This window comes from Octadecabacter sp. R77987, from assembly GCF_042466115.1.
In the GTDB taxonomy this organism is placed as follows: domain Bacteria; phylum Pseudomonadota; class Alphaproteobacteria; order Rhodobacterales; family Rhodobacteraceae; genus SW4.
The window spans coordinates 547958-569260 of record NZ_JAXHBQ010000001.1 but is presented as its reverse complement, the minus strand read 5'-3'; the positions used below and the strand labels follow the sequence as shown (position 1 = coordinate 569260).

The 21303-nt window shown below is 61.6% G+C and carries 21 protein-coding genes and 1 tRNA gene; 7 read left to right on the top strand and 15 right to left on the bottom strand.

Going from position 1 to position 21303, the window contains the following annotated elements; all coding sequences use genetic code 11:
• Positions 1-48: 48 nt before the first annotated feature.
• From glp to SJY21_RS02845, 5 genes are read right to left on the bottom strand one after another with little or no spacing between them, the layout of a single operon-like run.
• A complete protein-coding gene (gene glp / locus SJY21_RS02865; protein ID WP_377513128.1) occupies positions 49-1221 on the bottom strand; it encodes a gephyrin-like molybdotransferase Glp in 1173 nt (390 codons plus the stop codon).
• Positions 1218-1694 (bottom strand): cyclic pyranopterin monophosphate synthase MoaC, encoded by a 477-nt coding sequence (gene moaC, locus SJY21_RS02860; RefSeq protein ID WP_377505910.1) that lies wholly within the window; start codon positions 1692-1694, stop codon positions 1218-1220. Before moaC ends, glp begins: the two co-directional genes overlap by 4 nt.
• Complete coding sequence (gene trpC, locus SJY21_RS02855; RefSeq protein ID WP_377505907.1) at positions 1694-2500, bottom strand: indole-3-glycerol phosphate synthase TrpC; 807 nt, start codon at positions 2498-2500, stop codon at positions 1694-1696. Before trpC ends, moaC begins: the two co-directional genes overlap by 1 nt.
• The gene (gene trpD / locus SJY21_RS02850) at positions 2501-3517 is read right to left on the bottom strand and encodes an anthranilate phosphoribosyltransferase (protein ID WP_377505905.1); all 1017 of its coding nucleotides are present in this window, start codon (positions 3515-3517) and stop codon (positions 2501-2503) included.
• A complete protein-coding gene (locus SJY21_RS02845; protein ID WP_377505902.1) occupies positions 3514-4101 on the bottom strand; it encodes an anthranilate synthase component II in 588 nt (195 codons plus the stop codon). The genes trpD and SJY21_RS02845 overlap by 4 nt, the downstream gene beginning before the upstream one ends.
• 145 nt (positions 4102-4246) lie before the next feature.
• On the opposite strand from SJY21_RS02845, the gene SJY21_RS02840 reads away from it, so the two are divergent.
• A complete protein-coding gene (locus SJY21_RS02840; protein ID WP_377505899.1) occupies positions 4247-5758 on the top strand; it encodes a divergent polysaccharide deacetylase family protein in 1512 nt (503 codons plus the stop codon).
• 19 nt (positions 5759-5777) lie between these two features.
• Here the strand turns inward: SJY21_RS02840 and SJY21_RS02835 are convergent, their stop codons facing one another.
• From SJY21_RS02835 to fabI, 9 genes are all read right to left on the bottom strand, one after another.
• Positions 5778-6407 (bottom strand): GNAT family N-acetyltransferase, encoded by a 630-nt coding sequence (locus tag SJY21_RS02835; protein WP_377505896.1) that lies wholly within the window; start codon positions 6405-6407, stop codon positions 5778-5780.
• On the bottom strand, positions 6404-8455 hold the full coding sequence (locus tag SJY21_RS02830) for a calcium-binding protein (RefSeq protein WP_377505893.1): 2052 nt from the start codon (positions 8453-8455) through the stop codon (positions 6404-6406). The genes SJY21_RS02835 and SJY21_RS02830 overlap by 4 nt, the downstream gene beginning before the upstream one ends.
• A gap of 25 nt (positions 8456-8480) precedes the next feature.
• Positions 8481-10370: a calcium-binding protein gene (locus SJY21_RS02825; protein ID WP_377505890.1), complete on the bottom strand. Its 1890-nt coding sequence runs from the start codon at positions 10368-10370 to the stop codon at positions 8481-8483.
• Between the two features lie 102 nt (positions 10371-10472).
• Positions 10473-11978 carry an anthranilate synthase component I gene (gene trpE / locus SJY21_RS02820; RefSeq protein ID WP_377505887.1) on the bottom strand — a complete coding sequence of 502 codons (1506 nt, stop codon included), beginning with the start codon at positions 11976-11978 and terminating at the stop codon, positions 10473-10475.
• A gap of 9 nt (positions 11979-11987) precedes the next feature.
• Positions 11988-13832, bottom strand: a complete 1845-nt coding sequence (locus tag SJY21_RS02815; protein WP_377505884.1) for a SurA N-terminal domain-containing protein — start codon at positions 13830-13832, stop codon at positions 11988-11990.
• Between the two features lie 184 nt (positions 13833-14016).
• Positions 14017-15183, bottom strand: a complete 1167-nt coding sequence (locus tag SJY21_RS02810; protein ID WP_377505881.1) for an aminotransferase — start codon at positions 15181-15183, stop codon at positions 14017-14019.
• A gap of 34 nt (positions 15184-15217) precedes the next feature.
• Positions 15218-15739: a xanthine phosphoribosyltransferase gene (gene gpt / locus SJY21_RS02805; protein ID WP_377505878.1), complete on the bottom strand. Its 522-nt coding sequence runs from the start codon at positions 15737-15739 to the stop codon at positions 15218-15220.
• Positions 15740-15813: 74 nt separating this feature from the next.
• Positions 15814-16431, bottom strand: a complete 618-nt coding sequence (locus SJY21_RS02800; protein ID WP_377505875.1) for a LysE family translocator — start codon at positions 16429-16431, stop codon at positions 15814-15816.
• A 6-nt stretch (positions 16432-16437) separates the two neighbouring features.
• Positions 16438-17244 carry an enoyl-ACP reductase FabI gene (gene fabI, locus SJY21_RS02795; RefSeq protein ID WP_377505872.1) on the bottom strand — a complete coding sequence of 269 codons (807 nt, stop codon included), beginning with the start codon at positions 17242-17244 and terminating at the stop codon, positions 16438-16440.
• A gap of 138 nt (positions 17245-17382) precedes the next feature.
• Here fabI and pdxH point away from each other — a divergent pair, with 138 nt between their 5' ends.
• The 6 genes from pdxH (at position 17383) to SJY21_RS02765 (ending at position 20243) form a co-directional block, all read left to right on the top strand.
• Positions 17383-17988 (top strand): pyridoxamine 5'-phosphate oxidase, encoded by a 606-nt coding sequence (gene pdxH, locus SJY21_RS02790; protein ID WP_377505870.1) that lies wholly within the window; start codon positions 17383-17385, stop codon positions 17986-17988.
• 121 nt (positions 17989-18109) lie between these two features.
• Complete coding sequence (locus tag SJY21_RS02785) at positions 18110-18643, top strand: cold-shock protein (RefSeq protein WP_377505867.1); 534 nt, start codon at positions 18110-18112, stop codon at positions 18641-18643.
• A 41-nt stretch (positions 18644-18684) separates the two neighbouring features.
• A complete protein-coding gene (locus tag SJY21_RS02780; protein WP_377513126.1) occupies positions 18685-19101 on the top strand; it encodes a DUF192 domain-containing protein in 417 nt (138 codons plus the stop codon).
• A gap of 52 nt (positions 19102-19153) precedes the next feature.
• Positions 19154-19230 (top strand) — tRNA-Pro (locus SJY21_RS02775).
• Between the two features lie 224 nt (positions 19231-19454).
• Positions 19455-19748, top strand: coding sequence for a hypothetical protein (locus SJY21_RS02770; RefSeq protein ID WP_377505864.1), 294 nt, complete (start codon positions 19455-19457; stop codon positions 19746-19748).
• 165 nt (positions 19749-19913) lie between these two features.
• Positions 19914-20243 carry a hypothetical protein gene (locus SJY21_RS02765; RefSeq protein ID WP_377505861.1) on the top strand — a complete coding sequence of 110 codons (330 nt, stop codon included), beginning with the start codon at positions 19914-19916 and terminating at the stop codon, positions 20241-20243.
• A gap of 123 nt (positions 20244-20366) precedes the next feature.
• Here SJY21_RS02765 and SJY21_RS02760 read toward each other — a convergent pair whose 3' ends face one another.
• The gene (locus SJY21_RS02760) at positions 20367-20828 is read right to left on the bottom strand and encodes a hypothetical protein (RefSeq protein ID WP_377505858.1); all 462 of its coding nucleotides are present in this window, start codon (positions 20826-20828) and stop codon (positions 20367-20369) included.
• Between the last annotated feature and the right edge of the window lie 475 nt (positions 20829-21303).

Here is a 21303-nt window from a genome sequence, read left to right as displayed (position 1 = left end):
GTTTTGCCTATGTTCTACGCATGTTCCCGTTTTGTGTCAACGGGGTCGTCAGAGCATCAGGATGTCGACCATTTCGCCAGTGTCTTGCGCCGGCCCGTTTGGTGGCTGCACGATCAGGCAATTCGCGTCAGACAAGACCGTGAGCAGCGAGCTGTCCTGTTTGTCGAAGGCGCGCGCGCCCTCGGCACTGACCACGCCGCGCAAATAGTGTTCGCGTGGGCCATTGGCGGCAAGGGGCGCGGCAAGGGACGCGGTGACACGCGGCGCAGGCATTCGCCCCAGCCCCAGCATCGCGCGGATCACCGGCACCACGAACACATGGCCGCAGACCATCGCCGACACCGGATTTCCGGGCAGGCCGATCATCATCGCCTCGCCCAGTTTGCCCGCCATCAGCGGCTTGCCGGGGCGCATAGCAACCTTATAGAACGCGCGGTCCATCCCAAGGCTTTCTGCTGCGGGACCAACCAGATCATGATCGCCGACCGAGGCCCCGCCAATCGTCAGGATCAGGTCTGCGCCACGGGCCAGATCGAACACCTGTTTGATTTCGTCCAAACTGTCACCGGCGATCGGCAGCAAGCGCGCCTCGGCCCCCGCCGCCGTGACCAGCGCGTGCAAGCCATAGCTGTTGGAGGCGATAATCTGGTCCGGCCCCGGCGTTTCACCGGGCTGCACCAATTCATCCCCCGTGGCGATAATCGCAACAACGGGGCGGCGCGTGACGGGGACGCGCGCGATGTTCATCGCCGCGATCAGCGCCACATCTGACGGGGTCAACACACGCGGGGCGGCCAGCGTGTCGCCGGTGCGAAAATCCGCCCCAAGCGGGCGGACGTTGAAGTTGTCGCTGGGTTGATCCGTCACGGTGATCCGGTCGCCTGCGCGGGTGACGTCTTCCTGAATGATCACGCGGTCGGCCCCGGCGGGCAGGGGCGCGCCCGTGAAAATGCGCGCAGCCTGACCTGCGCCAACGGTGCCGTCAAACCCGTGCCCAGCGGCAGATTCCCCGATCACATCCAGCGTTGCGCCAAGGGCCACATCGCCACTGCGCACCGCGTAGCCATCCATCGCCGAGGCGGAAAACGGCGGCTGGTCACGGCGCGCCTGCAGGGGCTGGGCAAGGGTGCGCCCCGCCGCTTGGGTCAGTGGCACCTCTTCGGTGTCCAGTGGCACAACCAGATCAAACAGGGCGTTCAGGGCATCCGCGACGGGGATCAGCATTCAAACCGCCCCGATTTTCCGCCGTCTTTCAGGGTCACGCGGATGCCGCCGATCACCATGTCCTTTTGCACGGCCTTGACCATGTCGTGCACCGTAAGGGCGGCCACCGACACGGCTGTCAGCGCCTCCATTTCCACGCCGGTCTGGCCGGTGGTTTTCACGGTCGCGGTGATGCGCAGGCCGGGCAGGGTGTCGTCGGCCACCAGATCCACGGCGACCTTGGTGATAGGCAGCGGGTGGCACAGTGGGATCAGGTCGGCGGTCTTTTTCGCCCCCATGATCCCTGCAAGACGGGCGATGCCCAGCACATCGCCTTTGCCCGCGCGCCCCTCCTTGATGATTGCGAGGGTGGCGGGCGTCATGGTGATATGCCCCTCGGCCACGGCCACGCGATCGGTGAAGTCCTTGTCGGACACATCGACCATATGCGCATGCCCAGACCCGTCAAAATGGCTGAGTTTATCGCCCATTACATGCCCCCTGCGGTCAGCGGGTTGGCCAGCAGCGCACGGGTTGCCGCCGTGACATCATCCTGACGCATCAGGCTTTCGCCAATCAGGAAACAGCGCGCGCCATACATCGCCATGTCAGCCAGTTCCTTGGGCGTGGATAGCCCGCTTTCGCAGACGATCACCCGATCCGCAGGCACCAGTTTGGAAAGGGTGCGGGTGGTATCCAGGGTGGTTTCAAAGGTCTTGAGGTTGCGGTTGTTGATCCCCATCAGCGGCGATTTCAGGGCCGTTGCGCGTTCAAGTTCTTCAGCGTCATGCACCTCGATCAGCACGTCCATTCCCCAACCCGTGGCTGCGTCTTCCAGCTCGATCGCCTGCGTGTCGCTGACGCTGGCCATGATGATCAGGATGCAGTCGGCGCCCATCGCGCGGGCCTCGGCGACCTGATAGGTGTCATACATGAAGTCCTTGCGCAGCACGGGCAGATCGCAGGCATTGCGCGCGGCAATCAGATAGTCATCCGCGCCTTGAAATGACGGCGTATCGGTGAGGACCGACACGCAGGTCGCCCCGCCTGCGGCGTAGGCTTCGGCCAGCGCGGTGGGGTCGAAATCTTCGCGGATCAACCCCTTGGACGGGCTGGCCTTCTTGACTTCGGCGATCAGCCCGTATCCTTCACGACTGGCCTCGATCAGACGGTCGGCAAAGCCGCGGGTGGGGCTGGCGGCGCGGGCGGCGTCCTCGATGTCGGAAAGGGCGCGAGCCTCTTTGCGCGCGGCGACTTCCTCCAGCTTGTAGGCTTTGATCTTGTCGAGAATATCCATTCAACCCCCTTGGGTGATTTTGGCGAGAGTGGTGACGGCGCGTTTGGCTGCGCCGCTGTCGATGCTGTCGCGCGCGATCTCAACGCCCTCCTTGAGGGTGGTGGCGCGGTCGGCGATGATCAGGGCGGCGGCGGCGTTCAGCAGCACCGCATCGCGGTAAGCCCCCGTTTCACCACCCATCAAGGCCATGAGCGCCGCGCCGTTTTCCTGTGGCGATCCGCCAAGGATATCGCGCAACCGGTAGGCGGGCAGGCCCGCATCCTCGGGGTGGACTTCCATCGCGGTGATTGCGCCGTTTTTCAGCGCGGCCACGGCGGTGGTGCCGGTGATCGAGACCTCGTCCATGCCGTCATTGCCGTGCACGAGCCATGCCTTTTCGCTGCCAAGGTCCAGCAGGGTTTCGGCCATCGGAAAGATCAGATCGGGCGCAAAGGCACCTGTCAGCTGGCGTTTCACACCCGCCGGGTTGGTCAGCGGCCCAAGGATGTTGAAAATCGTTTTGCAGCCAAGTTCGGCGCGCACGGGGCCGACGTGTTTCATTGCCGGATGGTGCATCGGTGCCATCATGAACCCGATGCCTGCTTCGGCCAGCCCGCGCTGGACCACGTCAGGGCCAACCATCACGTCAATCCCGATCACATCGAGCGCATCCGCCGCGCCGGATTTCGACGACAGGTTGCGGTTGCCGTGTTTGGCGACCGGCACGCCAGCGCCTGCCACGACAAAGGCCGTGGCCGTGGAAATGTTCAGCGTGCCCAGCCCGTCACCGCCGGTGCCGACGATATCCATCGCGCCTTCGGGCGCTGTCACGGGCACGCATTTGGCACGCATTGCGGCAGCGGCGGCGGCGTATTCAGCAACACTTTCGCCGCGCGCCCGCATCGCCATCAGGAACCCGCCCACCTGCGCGGGCGTGGCCAGCCCGTCAAACAGCAGTTCGAACGCCAGATTGGCCTGCGCGCGCGACAACGGCCCCTCGGAGGCGGCGAAAATCAGCGGCTTCATCTTGTCGCTCATGCGGGGGTCCTTACCTTGGCCAGTTCAAGGAAATTGCCCAGCAGTTTATGGCCATGCTGCGAGGCGATGCTTTCGGGGTGGAACTGCACGCCGTGGATCGGCAGGGTTTTGTGTTGCAGGCCCATGATCGTGCCATCATCCAGTTCGGCCGTGATCTCAAGGCAGTCAGGCAGGGTGGCCCGTTCCACGATCAGGGAATGATAACGGGTGGCGTCAAACGGGCTGGGCAGGCCCGCGAACAGGCCCGTGCCGCTGTGTTTCATCGCGCCCATCTTGCCATGCACGATCTCGTGGCAGCGCACGACCTTGCCGCCAAACGCCTCGCCGATGGTTTGATGGCCCAGACAGACGCCCATCAACGGTGTCCTGGTTTCAGCCGCCGCCTGGGTCAGTACGAGGCATATTCCCGCCTGTGCGGGATCACACGGTCCGGGCGAGAGCAGGATTGCATCCGCGCCCATCCCCATCGCCTCTTGCACATCCAGCGCATCGTTGCGTTTCACGACGACTTCCGCGCCAAGTTCGCCCAGATAATGCACCAGATTATAGGTGAAACTGTCGTAGTTATCGATCAAAAGCAGCATATGGGGCCTTGCGCAAATTGGGGGCTACCGTCGCCCCTTGTGGTCGCGGTATAGTCTGGCGATACATGGGCCAAGGCGCAAGCAATCGTCAAGGTCCGAGGCGCCCCGAAACACAGGGCAAAGACGGCAGCGAGGCGGGCACGACGTGGGACGCGGATTTTTTCTTGGCATGTTTTCAGGCACATTCGTGTCGGCGATCGCGGTGGCGACAGCATCATTGATGGCACCGCAACCCGCTGGCAATGCGCCACCGGAACGCCCGCAAGTGGAAGCCCCCGAAGCTGCCAGCGGCGATGTCACGCCCGGCACCGCACCTGCCACCGTCGAGGCGATGGAGGATGGCCCGACCCTTGGCGTGGCCCCGACCGTTGACACGCCCAGCGCCGAAACCGATGCGCCGCTCGCCGATACCACCCCCGCCGATGTGCCAGAAACCGGTGCGATTGACACTGATCTGGGCACACCGGACACAGGCGGCGAAACCCCGCTTGTCGATCTGGACAGCACTGTTGAACCGGTCTTGCCCACACCGCAAAGCGTCGCGCCCGAAGTGCCACAGATCGAGGATGACATCACCCTGTCGACCGAACCGGCCCAGCCGGTTGCGCCCGTGGTTGTGGATGACAGCGCCTTTGCGGACCCTGCGGTCGCGGAAGTGGTAGAACCAGAAGCCGAGGCCGATCCCGAAGCCGAAGCGGGACCCGCGCCCGAAGCCGATCCCGAAGTCGATCCCGCGTCCGACACCGAACCCGCACCAGACACCGAAGCCGAAGAATTCGTGATCATCGACCTTGGCGATGATGCGCCGGTGATCGCGGATGACAGCCCCGACACAGGCGAAACCTTTGCCCCGGAACCCGCGCCGACATTCCAGTTGCAAGGCGATGCGGGTGCCCTGCCGACTGTCGATGACAGTGGCGTGATCATTCGCCGCCCCGGCACCGACGAAACCGAGGTCGCCGCAGAACAGCCCGAGGTGGGCTCCGGGCCGGCACTTGAACGCTTTGCCGCTACCCATGAAAATCCCGAAGGCAAACCGCTGTTGTCGATCATCCTGATGGATGATGACACGATGCCCGGCGCCTCGGCGGCATTGGCGGGCTTGCCATTCCCCGTGACCATCGCGCTTGATCCCAGTGTGGCGGGCGCAGCCGAGAAAATGGCGGCCTATCGCGCAGCGGGGCTCGAGGTTGCGGCCCTTGTGAACCTGCCGCGCGGTGCCGCCCCCAGTGACGTGGAAATCGCCTTTGCCGCCTATTTCGCGGCCTTGCCCGAAGCGGTGCTGGTGCTGGACGGGGGCGAGGGCGGATTGCAATCGGATGTGGCTGTCACCCGTCAGGCCATGGAGATTCTGGCAGCGGACGGGCGCGCGCTTGTGACCGTGTCGCGCGGGCTTAATCAGGCCGTGCGCGAGGCGGAACGGGCGCAGGTGCCAGCGGCTGTGGTTTACCGCGATCTGGACAGTGAAGGGCAGGATGCGCAGGTGATCCGCCGGTTCCTTGATCAGGCCGCGTTTCAGGCGCGCAAGGAAAGCGGGGTGATGCTGCTGGGCCGCCTGCGCCCCGACACGATTTCCGCACTGATACTCTGGGGCACGGCGAACCGGGCAGGGCAGGTGTCGGTCGCGCCTGCATCCGCGGTGTTGATGGCGCAGTAGGGCGGCGCACGTCAGCTGGTCACGCGCTCATCGCATCATCCCAATCATAGACGACAACGGCTTCGGTCTCGCGCGCGCTGAGGCTGCGATAGAGCGCGCGCGCCGGAACATTGTCGGTTTCGGTGGCAAGCCATATACCCCTGCATCCCCGTTCCCGCGCCAGCGCGATCAGCTTTTCACATAGCGTCGCGCCAATGCCCCGCCGCTGGTGGGGAGGGTTCACGCCCACCTCGTTCAGGAAAAAGGCAGGGTGCTTGTCAGGGTGGCGCAGCACCACGCCCGAAGCAAAGCCGATCACGGTGTCGCCCTGCATCGCAAAGATCAGTTCATGGCCGTCATCGGCCAAAAAGCCAGCCAGTTGATCCTGATCCACCGGATGATCGAAAACATCCGCCCGGGCGATCAGGTGGGCGTTGGTGTGATCAAGGTGATGATAGGACGGCGCGGTCATGCCCTGATCATAGGCGCGGTCAAGCTGCGGCGCAAAGGCGGCGTAAACCTGAACATGACAGGTCGCTGCATTCCCTGTGGCGTTGCCGCCATAAGCGCGCCCCGATGTCGCGCGTGTGGTTTGTTTATGGTTGGAACGCGGTGTTGTGGCGCAATCCCCGCAAGGCGACGTGCATCCGCACCCTGCCGCCAGCGTCACACGAACGAAATATCCAGCGCCAGTGCGGCCAGATCGAATCCGGCCGCGATCTGCAGCTCCAGCACGTCACCGCCCCCGAAATCAAAGCTCAGGATCGTGCCGGTGCCATTGGCGGTGGCGTAATCGGTGATGAATTGCGCGATATCGGTGGGGGCGGTGCCGCCCACAAGATCCGCATCAATCTGCAACTCGTCAAAGCCGGTGTCATACGCGTTGATCCGGTCCTGTTCGCTGCCCAGTTCAAAGATGAACACGTCCGGTCCGCTGCCCCCTGACAGGGTGTCGTCACCCGCACCACCTGTCAGCGTGTCGCGCGATGTTCCGCCATAGATCAGGTCATCGCCACCCATGCCGCGAATAAAGTCGCTGCCCGCCCCGCCGAAAATCTTATCATTGCCTGCGTCACCCTGGATGGTATCGCCATTGCCCTGACCATAAAGAATGTCATTCCCGTCACCGCCGGTGATCAGGTCGCTGCCGGACCCGCCAAAGGCCGTGTCATTGCCGCCCCCGCCATAGACCCCGTCACCGCCCCCCTGACCGCGCAACAGATCGTCACCGCCGCCGCCAAAGACCAGATCAGCCCCCGCCCCGCCCGAGGCGATCCCGCCATACGCGCCGACAATCAGCTGATCATCCCCGCCCTGTCCAAGCAGGGTGTTGCTGCCGGCATCGCCGTAGATGATATCGCTGTCGTTCCCGCCGGACAGGAGATCGTCCCCGTCGCCGCCATAAAGGGTGTCATTTCCGCCGCGTCCGCGCAGCGCATCGTTGTCAGCGCCGCCGTAAACCCGATCATTGCCGCTGCCAGCATCAAGCGTGTCGTTACCTGCGCTGCCATACAGGCTGTCATTGCCCGCAAAGGTGAATATCCGGTCGTCGCCGTTCTTGCCGTCGATGCTGTCGATCGTGCTGCCACGCAGTTCAATGACGTTGTCCTTGGAATTGCTGTTCAACTGGAACAGCGTCAGCGGATTGTTGGTCAGCGTCAGGTCTTCGAAATTCTTGATCTCGATCCCGGTGGCATAATAGCCGTCGACCGGATCGAAAAAGAAGATTGCGCCCGACTGCATATCCAGCAACACGATCTCAGAGCCAAAGTCGACGTTCATCACCAGCAGGTCATCGCCCTGTTCACCGTCCACAGTGGCACCCGTGGGGGCGATGCCATCGACACGGACGATATCATTTCCGTCGCCTGCTTCGATCAAACCGTTGAAATCATTGACGGACGAGGGCGAGGGCGCCAAGGTCACGTCAATGATGTCATCCCCGATCCCGCCATAGATCGTATCATTCAGCCCGTTGGAATACAGTGTGTCGTTGCCCGAACCGCCATAGATAAGATCACCGACATTGGCGGCATCCAGATAGCCATAGATCGTGTCGTCGCCGTTGCCGCCCGACAGGGTGCTTTGGTCATATCCCAATGTGCCGGTTGGCGTGACGCCGGTGTGGGACACATGCATCAACGCGTCTGCGCCGACTGGCATATGCGCACCTTCTTCGCCGGTGACACGGATGTAGTAGGTTCCCGCGGTGGTAAAGGTGTAGGACAGATACGCGTCATTGCTAAAGGTGCCACCTGATCCGGTGGACCCGGTGCCGCCGTCACTGATTTGCGAGCCGTCTTCAAGGGCCAGCTGTGTTGTGCCGTCAGTATCGTAAAGGATCAGTGCAGTGTCTTCGCTCCCGCCCCAGCCATCGCCGTAATCAATGTCGAATGTCACCGTGTCGCCCGCCGCCACGCTGACCGCCCAATACAACGGCCCGCCGTTGCCTTGGACAAAGACCATGGCCGAGGCGATGGCGTCATCGCCGGTTTCGGGGTTTGGCCGGATCAGCCAGCCACTGCTGCCGGCGGCGATATCCTGTGCCGCACCGGTCGTTGCGGCACCGTTTTGAAACACGGACGCGGTATCGGCATGCATCACATCGTTGCCATCACCCCCGTCCCAGTCACGGATACCGGATCCGATCGACCCGCCAAGGAACATATCGTCACCAGACGTGCCGGTTGCGCTGGTTTGTTGGTAATAAAGTGCCATATGCGTTCCCCATAAATGGGACAAATCAATAAAAACCGATGTCGCCTGCGAGGGTGCCAAGGTCGAACCCGCCCCCGTTTTGCAGCTCAAGTATGTCACCGCCGCCGAAATCGAAGGTCAGGATCGTGCCGGTGCCATTGGCGGTGGCGTAATCGGTGATGAACTGCGCGATATCGGTGGGGGCGGTGCCGCCCACCAGCGCCAGGTCAAACATCAGATCATCCAGCCCGACCTCGAAGGCATTGATCCGGTCCGCCTGATCACCCAGCGCAAAGACGAAATCATCGGCCCCGTTTCCGCCCGACAGGGTGTCGTTTCCCGCGCCCCCCGCCAGCACGTCTGCACCATTGCCGCCAAACAGGCGGTCATCGCCATCGCCGCCTTGCAGGTCGTCAAAGCCCGCGCCGCCAAACAGGCTGTCATGGCCGCCCGCGCCATCCAGCGTGTCGTTGTTGCCCTGCCCATAAAGGCGGTCCATGCCATCGCCACCTGTCATGTTATCATTGCCCGATCCGCCATAGATCGTGTCGTCACCGGTGCCGCCGTTGATTGAATCGTCATCACCCTGTCCAAGGATCAGGTCGTTGTCACCGTTGCCGAACAGGAAATCATCGCCTGTCCCGCCGGTCAGCTGGTCGTTGCCATCGCCACCGCTGACCTCGTCCGCGTCGCCCTGACCACGCAACACATCATCACCATCGCCGCCAAGCACGGCATCAGAGCCGACCCCGCCGTTGACAGTGTCGTCGCCGGTCCCACCATACAGTTCGTCGTTGCCGATCCCGCCCGAAAGCACATCGTTGCCGCCGCGGCCCTCGACCACATTGGTGCCGCCCGACATCTTGATCACGTTGCGCCCTTCGGTGCCACGGACACCCCAATCTGCATCGATCTGCGTGAACGAGAGCAGGTTTTCAAAGTTCGGGAGGCTGGCACCGGAGGGGACTCCAAAGTTAATGAGTTGCCCCAGTTCCAGATCGACGACAACGTTCCCGCCAAGCCAGCCCACCATGTGAATCGTGTCGATCCCTGCGCCACCATCAAGTGTTGCACTTGATCCGAAGCTGTCGATCATCAACGTGTCGTTGCCGTCTCCGCCATAGGCTGTGGCAGAGGTGTTGAAGGTGCCCGAGACATCCATGATATCATCGCCCGCACCGCCATAGAGCATGTCGCCATTGCCATCGGTGTGCAGATAGTCATCGCCGTCCCCGCCATAAAGCGTGTCCGTGCCCGCGCCACCATAGATCGTGTCGTTTCCTGCATCGCCATGCAGGATGTCATCGCCGGGTGCAGGGCTGCCGTTGCTGACGGCCTGCCCGGTCAGCGAGACGTTGATCACGGCGTTTTGCCCGGCGCCAAGGGGCGCATTGCCTGCGATCTGTTCAAGCGTCAGGTAATAGGTGCCCGCACTCGCAAAGGTATAGGTCAGATACGGGTCGCTGCCGCCCGACAAATCGCCGTTGCCCTCGTTTGTGCCGCCCGGCGTTGATGCACTGCTGGCGATCACCGTGGTGCCATCACTGTCGATCAGGCTCAGTTCGGTCGCGGCCGATCCGCCCCAACCAGCGCCGTAATCCACATCCAGCGTCAGGGTCTGGCCCGCCACCACGGTGACCGAATAATAATCCGGGGTCGCGTCCCCTTCGATGTAGATTGAAGTGTGGGGGATCGTGTCATTGCCGATGTCCGGATTGGAGGCCGTGCTCCATGCGCCCAGCGATGCGGTCAGATCATAGGCATTGGCGATAGAGTTTCCGCCAGTCAGCGCAAAGAAGAAATCGTAATCGCCGAAAATGACATCATCGCCGCCACCGCCGTAGATCAGGTGATGTGGCCCCCAGGACGGGTGGCCGACGATATAGTCATCCCCCGCGCCGCCAAACAGTGTTCCGTCAGAATAATAAAGTGTCATTGAAATACCCCCAAAAAACGGTGGTCACCGTGTCAACAAGGGGATGATAGGCGAAAAGGCCGATTTATCGAAGAAAAAGCTGAAAGGCCGGGAAAAATTGCCCTAGTTGCCACCGTCACGAAACATCGCCGCGTCGGCCGCGGCACGGCGGATCGCGTTGGATTTATGCACGGTCTCTTGGTATTCCGCCTCGGGGTCGCTGTCATAGACAACCCCGCCACCGGCCTGAATATAAAGCTTTTCATCCTTCAACACGGCGGTGCGCAAAGCGATGCACATGTCCATGTCGCCGTTGGCGGAAAAATAGCCACAGCCGCCGCCGTAAACGCCGCGCTTTTCGGGTTCCAGCTCGTCGATAATCTCCATCGCGCGGACCTTGGGGGCGCCTGATACGGTGCCTGCGGGCATGCCTGCGAAAAACGCGGACAGGGCGTCCTGATCCTCGGCCAGTTCGCCCACCACGTTGGACACGATATGCATCACGTGGCTGTAGCGTTCGACGATGAATTGCTCGGTCGGTTTGACGGTGCCGATCTTGGCCACGCGCCCCACATCGTTGCGCCCCAGATCAAGCAGCATCAGGTGTTCGGCCAGTTCTTTCTTGTCGGCCATCAGGTCAACTTCGTTGGCGTCATCCTCGGCCACGGTTGCGCCGCGCGGGCGGGTGCCGGCGATGGGCCGGATCGTGATTTCATTGCCAAAGACGCGCACCAGAATTTCGGGCGATGCACCGATCACCTGAAAGCCGCCAAAGTTGAAAAAGAACATGAACGGCGAGGGGTTCGTGCGGCGTAGCGAGCGATAAAGCGCAAAGGGCGGTTCGTGGAAATCCTGCGTCCAGCGCTGCGAAGGGACCACCTGAAAAATGTCGCCAGCACGGATATAGTCCTTGGCCTTTTCCACCGCCGCCAGATAATCGCCGTGGGCAAAGTTCGACACCGGCGCGCCAGCCTCGCGGGCCTGACCCAGCGCGCGGCTGTCCACGGCGGGGTTTTCCAGCGCGCGCTGCGCATCCATCACCCGTTCGGCGGCCTGTGCATAGGCGGCCTTGGCCGACAATCCGCTGGCCGCATATGCGGGGGCCACGAGGATCACATCGCCTTTGACACCGTCCAGCACAGCCACGACCGAGGGTCGCATCATCACGCCATCGGGCAGGCCCAGCGGGTCGGGGTTCATATCGGGCAGATGTTCCACAAGGCGGATCATGTCATAGCCCAGATAGCCGAACAGCCCCGCGCTGGCGGCAGGCAGATCGGCGGGCAGGTCGATGCGGCTTTCGGCGATCAGCGCGCGCAGGGTATCAAGCGGGTTGCCATCCAGCAGTGCAAAGCCGTCCTCGTCAAAACGGGCATTGCGGTTTACCTCGGACGTTGTGCCGTTGCAGCGCCAGATCAGATCGGGCTTCATGCCCACAATCGAATAGCGCCCGCGCACTTCGCCGCCCGTCACGCTTTCCAGCATGAACGCATCCTTGCCCGCGTTTGACAGTTTCAGCATCAAGGACACGGGCGTGTCCAGATCGGCGGCCAGACGGGTATAGACCACCTGATTTTCACCCGCGTCATAGCGGGCGGCAAAGCTGTCAAAATCGGGGGTGAGCGCCATCAGAACCGCCTATTGGAACGTTGCATGCACCGCGTTCACGGCGTTCTGGTTGATTTCGACATCCGTGCGGATCTGCACATCGCGGTTGAAGATTTCAAAGATATCCTGCGCGATGCCCGCGGCGGCGGTTTCGGCGATCTGGGCCTGCTGCGCGGCGACGGTCTCATCGGCCGTATCGGGTGCGGCGATGGCATCAAGACGCACGATGATCGCACCATTGCCCGCACGATCCACCACGGCGACATCGCCTGTGGCCATTTCAAACACCGACTCAAGGAACCCCGGTGGTGTGCCCTCGATAAAGCCACGGCGGGTCTGTCCGGCCTCGATGTTTGGCGACAGATCAAGCGTGGCAAGGTCGGTGTCAGCGTCGATCTGATCGGCCAGTGTGCGGGCCTGCGCCATCACCATGTCTTGGGTTTGGGCGGCTTCCCAAGCGGCGATCACATCGGCGCGCACCGTATCAAGCGGGCGCAGGGCAGGGGCGGTGACGGCATCGACTTGCAGGGCGAAAATCCCACCGTCTTCCAGTTCCAGCAGTTCGGGGAATGCGCCCGCATCCGTATTGCCCGCCGCATCGCGAAAGGCGGCGTAGGCGGCGATGCCATCGCTTGTTTCCACATCCCATTCCAGCGTGCCAAGTTGCATATCCGTGCGTTCGGCCAGATCGGCCAGTGTCGCGCCACCGGCCAGCAGATCGTTCACGCCATCAATGCTGTCCTCGATGATGCGGCGCGCACGCGCGGCGGCGCGTTCCTCGCGCAGGTCGTCGCGGGCCTCCTCGAATGTCACTTCCTGCGCGGCCAGAACCGCGTTCACACGAAACAGCGCCGGCCCAAGTGATGTATCAAGCGGGCCAACGACATCGCCCAGTTCAGCGGCGAAAACGGCCGGACCGGCGGTGCGCAACTCGGCCTCGTCCACATCGCCCATATCGACCTGGGCCAGGTCAAGGCCGCGTTCGCCGACCAGCCCTTCAAAATCGACCTCGCCTGCGGCCACACGGTCAGCGGCGGCCTGCGCGCGGTCGCCATCAGCGTAAACCAGACGTTCCACAAGACGGCGTTCCGCCTGCACGAAATCGGCGATGTTGTCGGCGTAGGCCTGGCGCAATTCTTCCTCGTCCACGGTCACATCATCCTGAATCATTTCCGGCGTCAGGCTGGCATAGGTGATGGTGCGGGTCTCAAGACTGGTAAAGGGGGCGGGATTGGCCTCGTAAAAGGCCGCGAGATCCGCATCAGAGGGTTCGGGCAGCGGTTCAGCCAGCATCGCGGCATCCACGACGGCCCATGTGAAACTGCGGCTTTCCCCGGCAAATTGCGCCAGCGCACTGGCAAAGGCATCCGGGCTTTGCACGCCTGATACGACTGCGCCCTGCAACAGGGTGCGGGCCATTTCCTCGCGCAGGCCGGTTTCAAACTCGGCTTCGTTCAGGCCCGCGCGGCGCAACGCCTCGGCATAACCTTCGCGGCTGAACGTATTGTCCACACCGCGAAACGCGGGGATTTGCAGCACCTGATCGCGCACGCGGTCATCCCCCACGGACAGGCCCAAAGCGCCTGCTTCGTTATCAAGGGCGCGGGTGGCGATGACCTGCGACAGCACCTGTTGGTCCAGCCCGATCGACTGCGCCTGCACGAAACTGATCGGCGTGCCGATCGTGGCCTCGAAACTGGCGATCTGGTCGCGCAGGGCGTTCTGGTAGTCACGCACCGCGATGTCCTTGTCGCCCACGGTGCCAAGGGTGCGCACGTTGCCCGAAAGCCCCGCTGCGCCAAAGCCCATCAGACCGACGAACAACAGGCCCAGAATGATCCAGACAAAGAAGCTTGATGTCTTGCTGCGTGCCATGTGGTTTTGTCCTGTATTCGCGCGGTTGTCGGCACTGTCTAAGTTGCCACGGGCGGGGGTGCAAGTAGTGGTCGGGCGGGGGGGTGTGGTTGCCGGTGTTGCCCAAGGTCTGCATGCGTCAAGCCCTCCCGTGGGGGAGGTCGGGCTTGGCGCATGCGCGCCGGTCAGGAACGCACAGGTTGATTTACAACAGCCGCGCGAACAGCGCACCAACCCCCGCGCGGTCAACATTGGCAAAGGCAATCCGCATCTGGCGCTGGCCTGCGGTGTTGTCAGACGGCATGAACATGGTGCCCGGCAGCATCAGCACGCCCGCATCGCGCACCAGTTTCGGCGCCAACCGGTCCGAAGGCATGTCATAGGGGTGCGTCACATAGGCGAAATAGGCACCACAACCCAGCAGTTCCCACCCCTTGTCTCCAAGTGCGCGAAAGCCTTCGGTGATCGCCGCACGCCGGTCAAGGATTTCGGCCCGTTCCCCCGCCAGCCACTGGCCTAGGTTCTGCATGCCCCACAGGGCGGCGCGTTGGCCGATCTGGTTGGGGCAGATGGCGACGGTATCCAGAAACTTTTCCGCCTCGGCCAGACGCGCCGCACTTGCGACCATCGCGCCAACGCGGTGGCCGGTCAGCCGGTAGGCCTTGGAAAAACTGTAAAGCTGGATCAGCGTATCGGCCCAGTCGGGATCGGTGAACAGATCGTGGGGCGCACCCGTCCGGCTGTCAAAATCGCGGTAGGTTTCGTCAATGATCAGGGCGATGCCACGGGACCGCGCCAGATCAAAGAACGCGCGCACCAGTTCGGCGGGATATTCCACACCACCGGGATTGTTTGGGGTCACAAGGACAATCGCGCGGGTGCGCGGCGTGATCAGGGCTTCGGCTGCTTCGGGGTCGGGCAGCAGTGTCGGACCGGTATCAAGCGCATTGCAACCCACCCCCGCCATATCCAGCCACATGCGGTGGTTGAAATAATAGGGCACCGGCAGGATCACATCATCGCCAGCGGTGCACAGGGTGGCGATGGTCGCGGCAAAGGCCTGATTGCAACCCGATGTAATTGCGACGTTTTCCGGCGCGATCTGCCCGCCATAGGCCGCAGACCATTGCTGCGCAACTTCGGCGCGCAAGGGATCATAACCCAGCACGGGGCCATAAAGATGCGCGTCCGGATCGCTCATCACCACGTCGGTCATGGCGCGCAGCATCGGTTCGGGCGGCGGGTCCACAGGGGCGGCTTGGGACACGTTGATTAGCGGACGATCAGCGGTGAATTCCACACCCTGCAACCAGCGCCGCGCCTCCATCACGGGGGGCGCAAAGGTGGACTGTGTGGCAGACAGTGTCTTCATCTTGGTCAATACAAATCCCCCCGGAGGGCCGTTTTCAGTCTTTCCCGCGATAGGGTTCAACATATTGCAGCGCCATGTCCCACGGGAAGAAAATCCATGTGTCTTGGGACACGCCGGTGATGAAGGTATCCACCATCGGCTCGCCTGCGGGTTTCGCGTAAACGGTGGCGAAATGCGCCTTTGGGTAAAGATCGCGGACCAGCTCCAGTGTCTTGCCGCTGTCCACCAGATCATCGACGATCAGGATGCCGGTGCCATCACCCATCATGTCTGCATCCGGCGATTTCAGGACCTTGGCGTCGCGGCGCTGATCGGCCGCGCCGCCGCCGGAATGATAGGACATCACCGAGATCGTATCGACCGTGCGGATGTCCAACTCGCGCGCCACGATCATCGCCGGCGCCATCCCGCCACGGGTGATTGCCACAACCGCTTTCCATGCGCCGTTGTCAGGGCCGTTTCCATCAAGCCGCCATGCCAGCGCACGGCTGTCGCGGTGGATTTGATCCCACGAGATGTGAAAGCCTTTTTCGTGGGGCAGGCGGTTGTCGGTCATGGCAGTATCCTTCGTTCAGCGCTTTGACGGGTCCTTTAGCACGGGCGCGTGGTGGGGAGTATGGTGAAAACGCGTCATGTGGCGCGCGACAGCAGCAACCGCATCCCCAGGGCGCCCATGACACAGGCCGCGGCGCGGTCCAGCACCCGTTTGGCGCGCAGATAGGTGGTGCGCGCGGTCGGCGTGGAAAACACCAGCGCAATCAGCGCATAAAGGACGATTTCAACGATCAGGTGGTTGGCTACGATCAGTGCCGCGTCATTTGGTGCAAGGCCGGCCGGAAAGATCACCACGATCACGGCCGCGGCAAACAGCACCGATTTCGGGTTTGCAAGGTTCACAAGGAACCCCGCAAGAAACGGATTGCCGCGCCTTTTGCGGGGTGTAGTCAGATCATCGGGCGCGTGGTGCCACAGCATCACCGCCAGATAGATCAGATAAAGCGCGCCACCCAGTTTCAGCGCACCAAACAGCCACGGAACGATCACAAACAGCGCCGACAGGCCCGCGAGGGCCGCCGTTGTCCAAAGGGCAGCCATGCAGGCCAGCCCCAACCCCGTGAGGATACCGCCACGCCGCCCCAGCACGATCGCATTGCGCACCGCCACCAGAAAAGCGGGTCCGGGGCTGGCCATGGCGGCCAGCAGCGTCAGGTTGAAAGCGACAAACTGGGCGGTCGTGATGTCGGTCACGCGCGGTTATTCCTTGGTCACATCCGGTGCGTCGACGGCCTTCATGCCGACCACGTGATAACCGGCATCCACGTGATGCACTTCGCCCGTCACAGCGCTGCCCAGATCCGACAGCAGGTAAAGCGCGGATTTGCCAACTTCGTCCTGTGTCACGGTGCGGCGCAGGGGGGCGTTATATTCGTTCCATTTCATGATCAGCCGGAAATCGCCGATGCCGCTGGCCGCCAGCGTCTTGATTGTGCCTGCGCTGATCGCATTGACGCGGATCGCGTCCTTGCCCAGATCTTCGGCCAGATAGCGCACCGAGGCCTCGAGTGCGGCCTTGGCCACGCCCATCACGTTATAATGTGGCATGACTTTCTCGGCGCCGTAATAGGTGAGCGTCAAGCATGAGCCGCCGGGGTTCATCATCGCCGCGGCGCGTTTCACGACGGCTGTGAACGAATAAACCGAGATATCCATCGACATCAGGAAATTCTCGCGCGAGGTATCAACATATCGGCCCCGCAATTCATTTTTGTCTGAAAAACCAATGGCATGGACGATGAAGTCCATCTTGCCCCATTTTGCCTCAAGCGCGGCAAACAGCGCGTCAACACTGTCCATGTCGCCTACATCACAGGGCAGCACCATGTCCGAGCCAAGCGAGGCCGCGAGGGGATCAACGCGTTTCTTGAGCGCCTCGCCCTGATAGGAAAACGCCAGTTCGGCGCCCGCATCGGCACAGGCTTTGGCAATGCCCCAAGCGATGGATTTATCGTTGGCAAGGCCCATGATCAGCCCGCGCTTACCTTGCATCAAATTGGAAGTCATAATGTCCCTCTCGCCGAAATGGGCGTTGTTTCGCATTGGTTTAGGCGATTGAATGGGTTGCATCAAGCCTATGCGCACGCCGCGTCAGACTTGTCGGATGCCCCGCGTCATATTACCTGCGACAAAAGAGGTGACTTCATGAGCGACAGAACAGGCATTTTTGCGGGCGACGATCCGTTTGCCATTGCGCGTGACTGGCTGGCCGAGGCCAAGGCCAGCGAACCCAATGATCCGAACGCGATTGCCCTGTCCACGGTCGATCAGGATGGGCTGCCCAACGCGCGGATGGTCCTGCTCAAGGACATCGAGACGGCGGCGTTTGTGTTTTACACAAATTACGACAGCGCCAAGGGGCAGGAACTGGCCGCATCGGGCAAGGCTGCCTTTGTGATGCACTGGAAATCCCTGCGCCGCCAGATTCGCGTGCGCGGGACCGTCACCCGCGAGGAGGGCGCGCAGGCAGACGCCTATTACAACTCGCGCTCGCTCAAAAGCCGGCTTGGGGCCTGGGCCTCGCACCAGTCACAGCCCCTGTCGTCGCGCGCGGCTTTGGTGGCCGAGGTCGCCAAGGTCACGGCGCAACATGGCACGCACCCGGCGCGCCCGCCGTTTTGGGGTGGTTTCAGAATCATTCCTTCGGAAATCGAGTTTTGGGCGGATGGCCCGTTTCGGTTGCACGACCGCTTTCGCTGGTCGCGCATAGGTGTAGATGACCCTTGGGAAATCAGCCGCCTGAACCCCTAATTTCACGCTTCGTGAAAATTCGTTAATACAATGCCCTTGAATATCTGGGCTTTTGTCGTGCAGACATGGTGTGGGACGCGCAGGGTTCGATGGGGACCATGTGCAAGGAATATCAATTGTTATGACTGAGAAAAAAGAGAACGAACATGTCCTTAAGGGACATGTTAAGTGGTTTGATCCCGGCAAGGGGTTCGGATTCGTGGTCGCTGATGACGGCGGGCCAGACATCTTGTTGCATGCGAATGTGCTGCGCAATTTTGGCCAGAGTTCGGTTGCCGATGGGGCGGCGATTGAACTGAGCGTGCTGGAAACAGACCGCGGGATGCAGGCCGTCGCGGTGTTTTCGATTGATACCGCCGACCTGCCCATCGGCGCGGGCCTGAGCGATTTTGCCGATATGGACCCCGAAGAAATGGCCCGTTCCCCTTTGGAGCCGGCGCGGGTAAAATGGTTCGACAAGGCCAAGGGTTTCGGCTTTGCCAATGTGTTTGGGTCAACCGAGGATGTGTTTGTGCACGTTGAGATTTTGCGTCAGTCCGGCCTTGCCGATCTGCTGCCCGGTGAAGCGGTGACGCTGCGGGTGATGGAAGGCAAACGCGGGCGCATGGCGACAGAAGTCCTGTCATGGGATGCAGCTTCAAAGGCTGCCAAGTGATCCGCGCCACGGCCCTGGTCTGCGCCCTTTTGGGGGCGGACATGGCTGCGGCAGCCTGTTCGGATCAGGCCGTGTCGATTCGTGGTGATTTCGGTCAGGCGCGGTTTCGCGTCGCTGTTGCCGACGATCCGGCAGAACGCGCCCAGGGCCTGATGAACGTCGAGTCCATGCCCGTGATGGAAGGCATGTTTTTCATCTACGAACGCCCGCAAAGCCCGCAATTCTGGATGCGCAACACATTGATCCCGCTGGATATGCTGTTTGCCGCACCTGACGGCACGATTACCCGCATTCACCGCGAGGCGATTCCGCTGGACGAAACCCCGATTCCGGGCGGGGAGGGCGTGCAAATGGTGCTTGAAGTGAATGGCGGCATGGCGGAACGGCTTGGGATCAGCGTTGGCGACCAGATGCAGCACCCGTCTTTTGGCATTGATGCAGTTTGGCCGTGCGAATAGTCGTTTTTGGTCTTTTCAAATCGGTTCACAGACCTTAGAGACACCCTTGGTTCGGGGCGTAGCGCAGCCTGGTAGCGCATCTGTTTTGGGAACAGAGGGTCGGGAGTTCGAATCTCTCCGCCCCGACCAAATTGACGACCAAGATCGTCACATCCCCCAAATATCGGCCAAAACCAGCGCATTCCTTTGGATTAATGCGGCGTTTTCATGCCGTTAGCTTTGCAAGTCTGGCTTGCCTGACTTTAACCATTTGGAAATACATTTTATAATTTGAATGCGTTGCAGGGCCACGATGGGTGAACATCGTTGTCGCCTTGGGCGCATTTTTGAAATTTCTTTTGGGGAGAAATGCCATGAATATCAAAGTTACTACAGCCCTTGCATCCGTCCTCGCCGTTGCGACAGCGCTGCCTGTTCTTGCCGAAACGCGCACGGCGCCCGGCGAATGGCAGCCCGAAAACGCGGCTGTCCTTGAAAAGCTTTATGGTTGCGATCCCAACGAGTGGGTTCGTGTGACATCGGAGGCAAGCGGCGAGACGCTTTACCTGAACAACTGGACCTGCCAGCCGGGCCGTTCAACGGATCGCGGCGGTAACACCTTTAGCGAGGTGACCGAGATCGAACCACCAATCGAAAGCGAAGGCTAGGTGTTTGCCCTGCGCTGAAGAAACCTGAACGATCCCGCCACACGGCGGGGCCGTTCGCCCCTCCATCAGGTCCGAATCGGACAGAGTTGACAGACCCGATGGCAATTTCTTAACATTCCGTTATTACGCGACATTTTTTGCGACCAACCATATTGGAGAAAATTGATGAAGACCTTTGTAACAGCCGCCTGCGCGGCAACTCTTGCGCTTACGACAACTTTTGCGGCCTTTGCCGAAACCCGCACGGAACCGGGCGAATGGCGCCCTGACAACGCCGACATTCTGGAAAACCGCTATGGCTGTGATCCCGATGAATGGACGCGTGCGGTTTCCGACATCGACGGTGAAACGCTTTATACCAACAACTGGACCTGTGATCCGGGGCGCGCAACGCCGCGCGGATCGCGGCCTTGCATCAACATCAAGTTCCTGGGCATCGAGTCCACGAAGGCAACTGCCAAGTGCTTTTACGGTAACATTCAAAGCGTCGAATAGGGGCGCGATCAATATTGTGTCGCGTGGTGGCCCGCCATCACGCGATGCAATGCTCAGCGATACTGAAACCTGCTTCTATCGCTGGCTCGTGACAGGTTTTCAGGCCTGCAGCACCCTTGCGGGCTATTTCGTTTGAACGGGTCGTCCGCCGGCGATCATCAGGATCTCGCGCAGTTCCGCCTCGAGGCGGGGATCACGCAGCCGCAGGCGGCGCACACCGCCATCGCGCTGCGGCACGCGGATATGCGTGTCGGCGGTCACGACATAGCCCGCACCCGATTGCGCCCCGCGAAACGCAAAGACATAGCGTGGCAGGTCTTCGACGGTGCCGTTGTGTTCAAGGATCAGCCCCGCCGCCGCCTGGGGTGTGGGCAGGGATTCGCAGCGGACCTCGTCGCGGTTGGGGCGCACGACGGTTTGTCCGGGTTCGTTGCAGGTAGCGGCCGCAGCAAAGAACAAGCGTTCGGGATAACCCGCAAAATAAGCCTGTTGCGCGCCGCCCCGCAGGGCGGCCGCGGTCGTTCCGGTTGCGGTGTCCGTGCAGGCGGTCAGGGCCAGAAGGGCAAATAGGGGGAAAAAGCGCATGACGGACTCCGTGACAATTTTTCAACATCTGACACATGGGGGCCATGGGGGAAAGCACTGGGCGCACGGCTCCCCGTTTGCGCCAACATCGCTGTGGGCCAAGTTCATGCGATGGGTCAGCTATATGGTGTAACCCTGCGGGTCGCTTGGGCTTTTTTGTGATCGGGTATTTGTTAACACTTTGTGGGTGCTTCTGTGGAGAAATCGGTGGAGGAATCGCGCGCTGTGGCGGGACATGGCGTTTCGGCTTTGGTCAACACAAAAGAATCAAAATTTAGTGAATATTTGCCGTTGACCCACTAGGGGTAGATGCGCCAGTTTGTGCAAGCCGACTGACAGCACACAACATATAGTGCAAACCGGCGCGGGACAAAGAACAACAGACATCCGGATCGCAAGACGATCCGCTGGAGCTTGTGCGTCAAATCGAGGCACGGGAACGGGTGAAATTTGTCAAACCTGCGCCATCAGCGGC

Coding starts and splice junctions, on each gene's coding strand:
- moaC (WP_377505910.1), bottom strand. CDS start 1,694: ATGGGCGATAAACTCAGCCATTTTGACGGGTCTGGGCATGCGCATATG.
- trpC (WP_377505907.1), bottom strand. CDS start 2,500: ATGGATATTCTCGACAAGATCAAAGCCTACAAGCTGGAGGAAGTCGCC.
- trpD (WP_377505905.1), bottom strand. CDS start 3,517: ATGAGCGACAAGATGAAGCCGCTGATTTTCGCCGCCTCCGAGGGGCCG.
- SJY21_RS02845 (WP_377505902.1), bottom strand. CDS start 4,101: ATGCTGCTTTTGATCGATAACTACGACAGTTTCACCTATAATCTGGTG.
- SJY21_RS02830 (WP_377505893.1), bottom strand. CDS start 8,455: ATGGCACTTTATTACCAACAAACCAGCGCAACCGGCACGTCTGGTGAC.
- SJY21_RS02825 (WP_377505890.1), bottom strand. CDS start 10,370: ATGACACTTTATTATTCTGACGGAACACTGTTTGGCGGCGCGGGGGAT.
- trpE (WP_377505887.1), bottom strand. CDS start 11,978: ATGGCGCTCACCCCCGATTTTGACAGCTTTGCCGCCCGCTATGACGCG.
- SJY21_RS02815 (WP_377505884.1), bottom strand. CDS start 13,832: ATGGCACGCAGCAAGACATCAAGCTTCTTTGTCTGGATCATTCTGGGC.
- SJY21_RS02810 (WP_377505881.1), bottom strand. CDS start 15,183: ATGAAGACACTGTCTGCCACACAGTCCACCTTTGCGCCCCCCGTGATG.
- gpt (WP_377505878.1), bottom strand. CDS start 15,739: ATGACCGACAACCGCCTGCCCCACGAAAAAGGCTTTCACATCTCGTGG.
- fabI (WP_377505872.1), bottom strand. CDS start 17,244: ATGACTTCCAATTTGATGCAAGGTAAGCGCGGGCTGATCATGGGCCTT.
- pdxH (WP_377505870.1), top strand. CDS start 17,383: ATGAGCGACAGAACAGGCATTTTTGCGGGCGACGATCCGTTTGCCATT.
- SJY21_RS02785 (WP_377505867.1), top strand. CDS start 18,110: ATGACTGAGAAAAAAGAGAACGAACATGTCCTTAAGGGACATGTTAAG.
- SJY21_RS02780 (WP_377513126.1), top strand. CDS start 18,685: ATGGCTGCGGCAGCCTGTTCGGATCAGGCCGTGTCGATTCGTGGTGAT.
- SJY21_RS02770 (WP_377505864.1), top strand. CDS start 19,455: ATGAATATCAAAGTTACTACAGCCCTTGCATCCGTCCTCGCCGTTGCG.
- SJY21_RS02765 (WP_377505861.1), top strand. CDS start 19,914: ATGAAGACCTTTGTAACAGCCGCCTGCGCGGCAACTCTTGCGCTTACG.
- SJY21_RS02760 (WP_377505858.1), bottom strand. CDS start 20,828: ATGCGCTTTTTCCCCCTATTTGCCCTTCTGGCCCTGACCGCCTGCACG.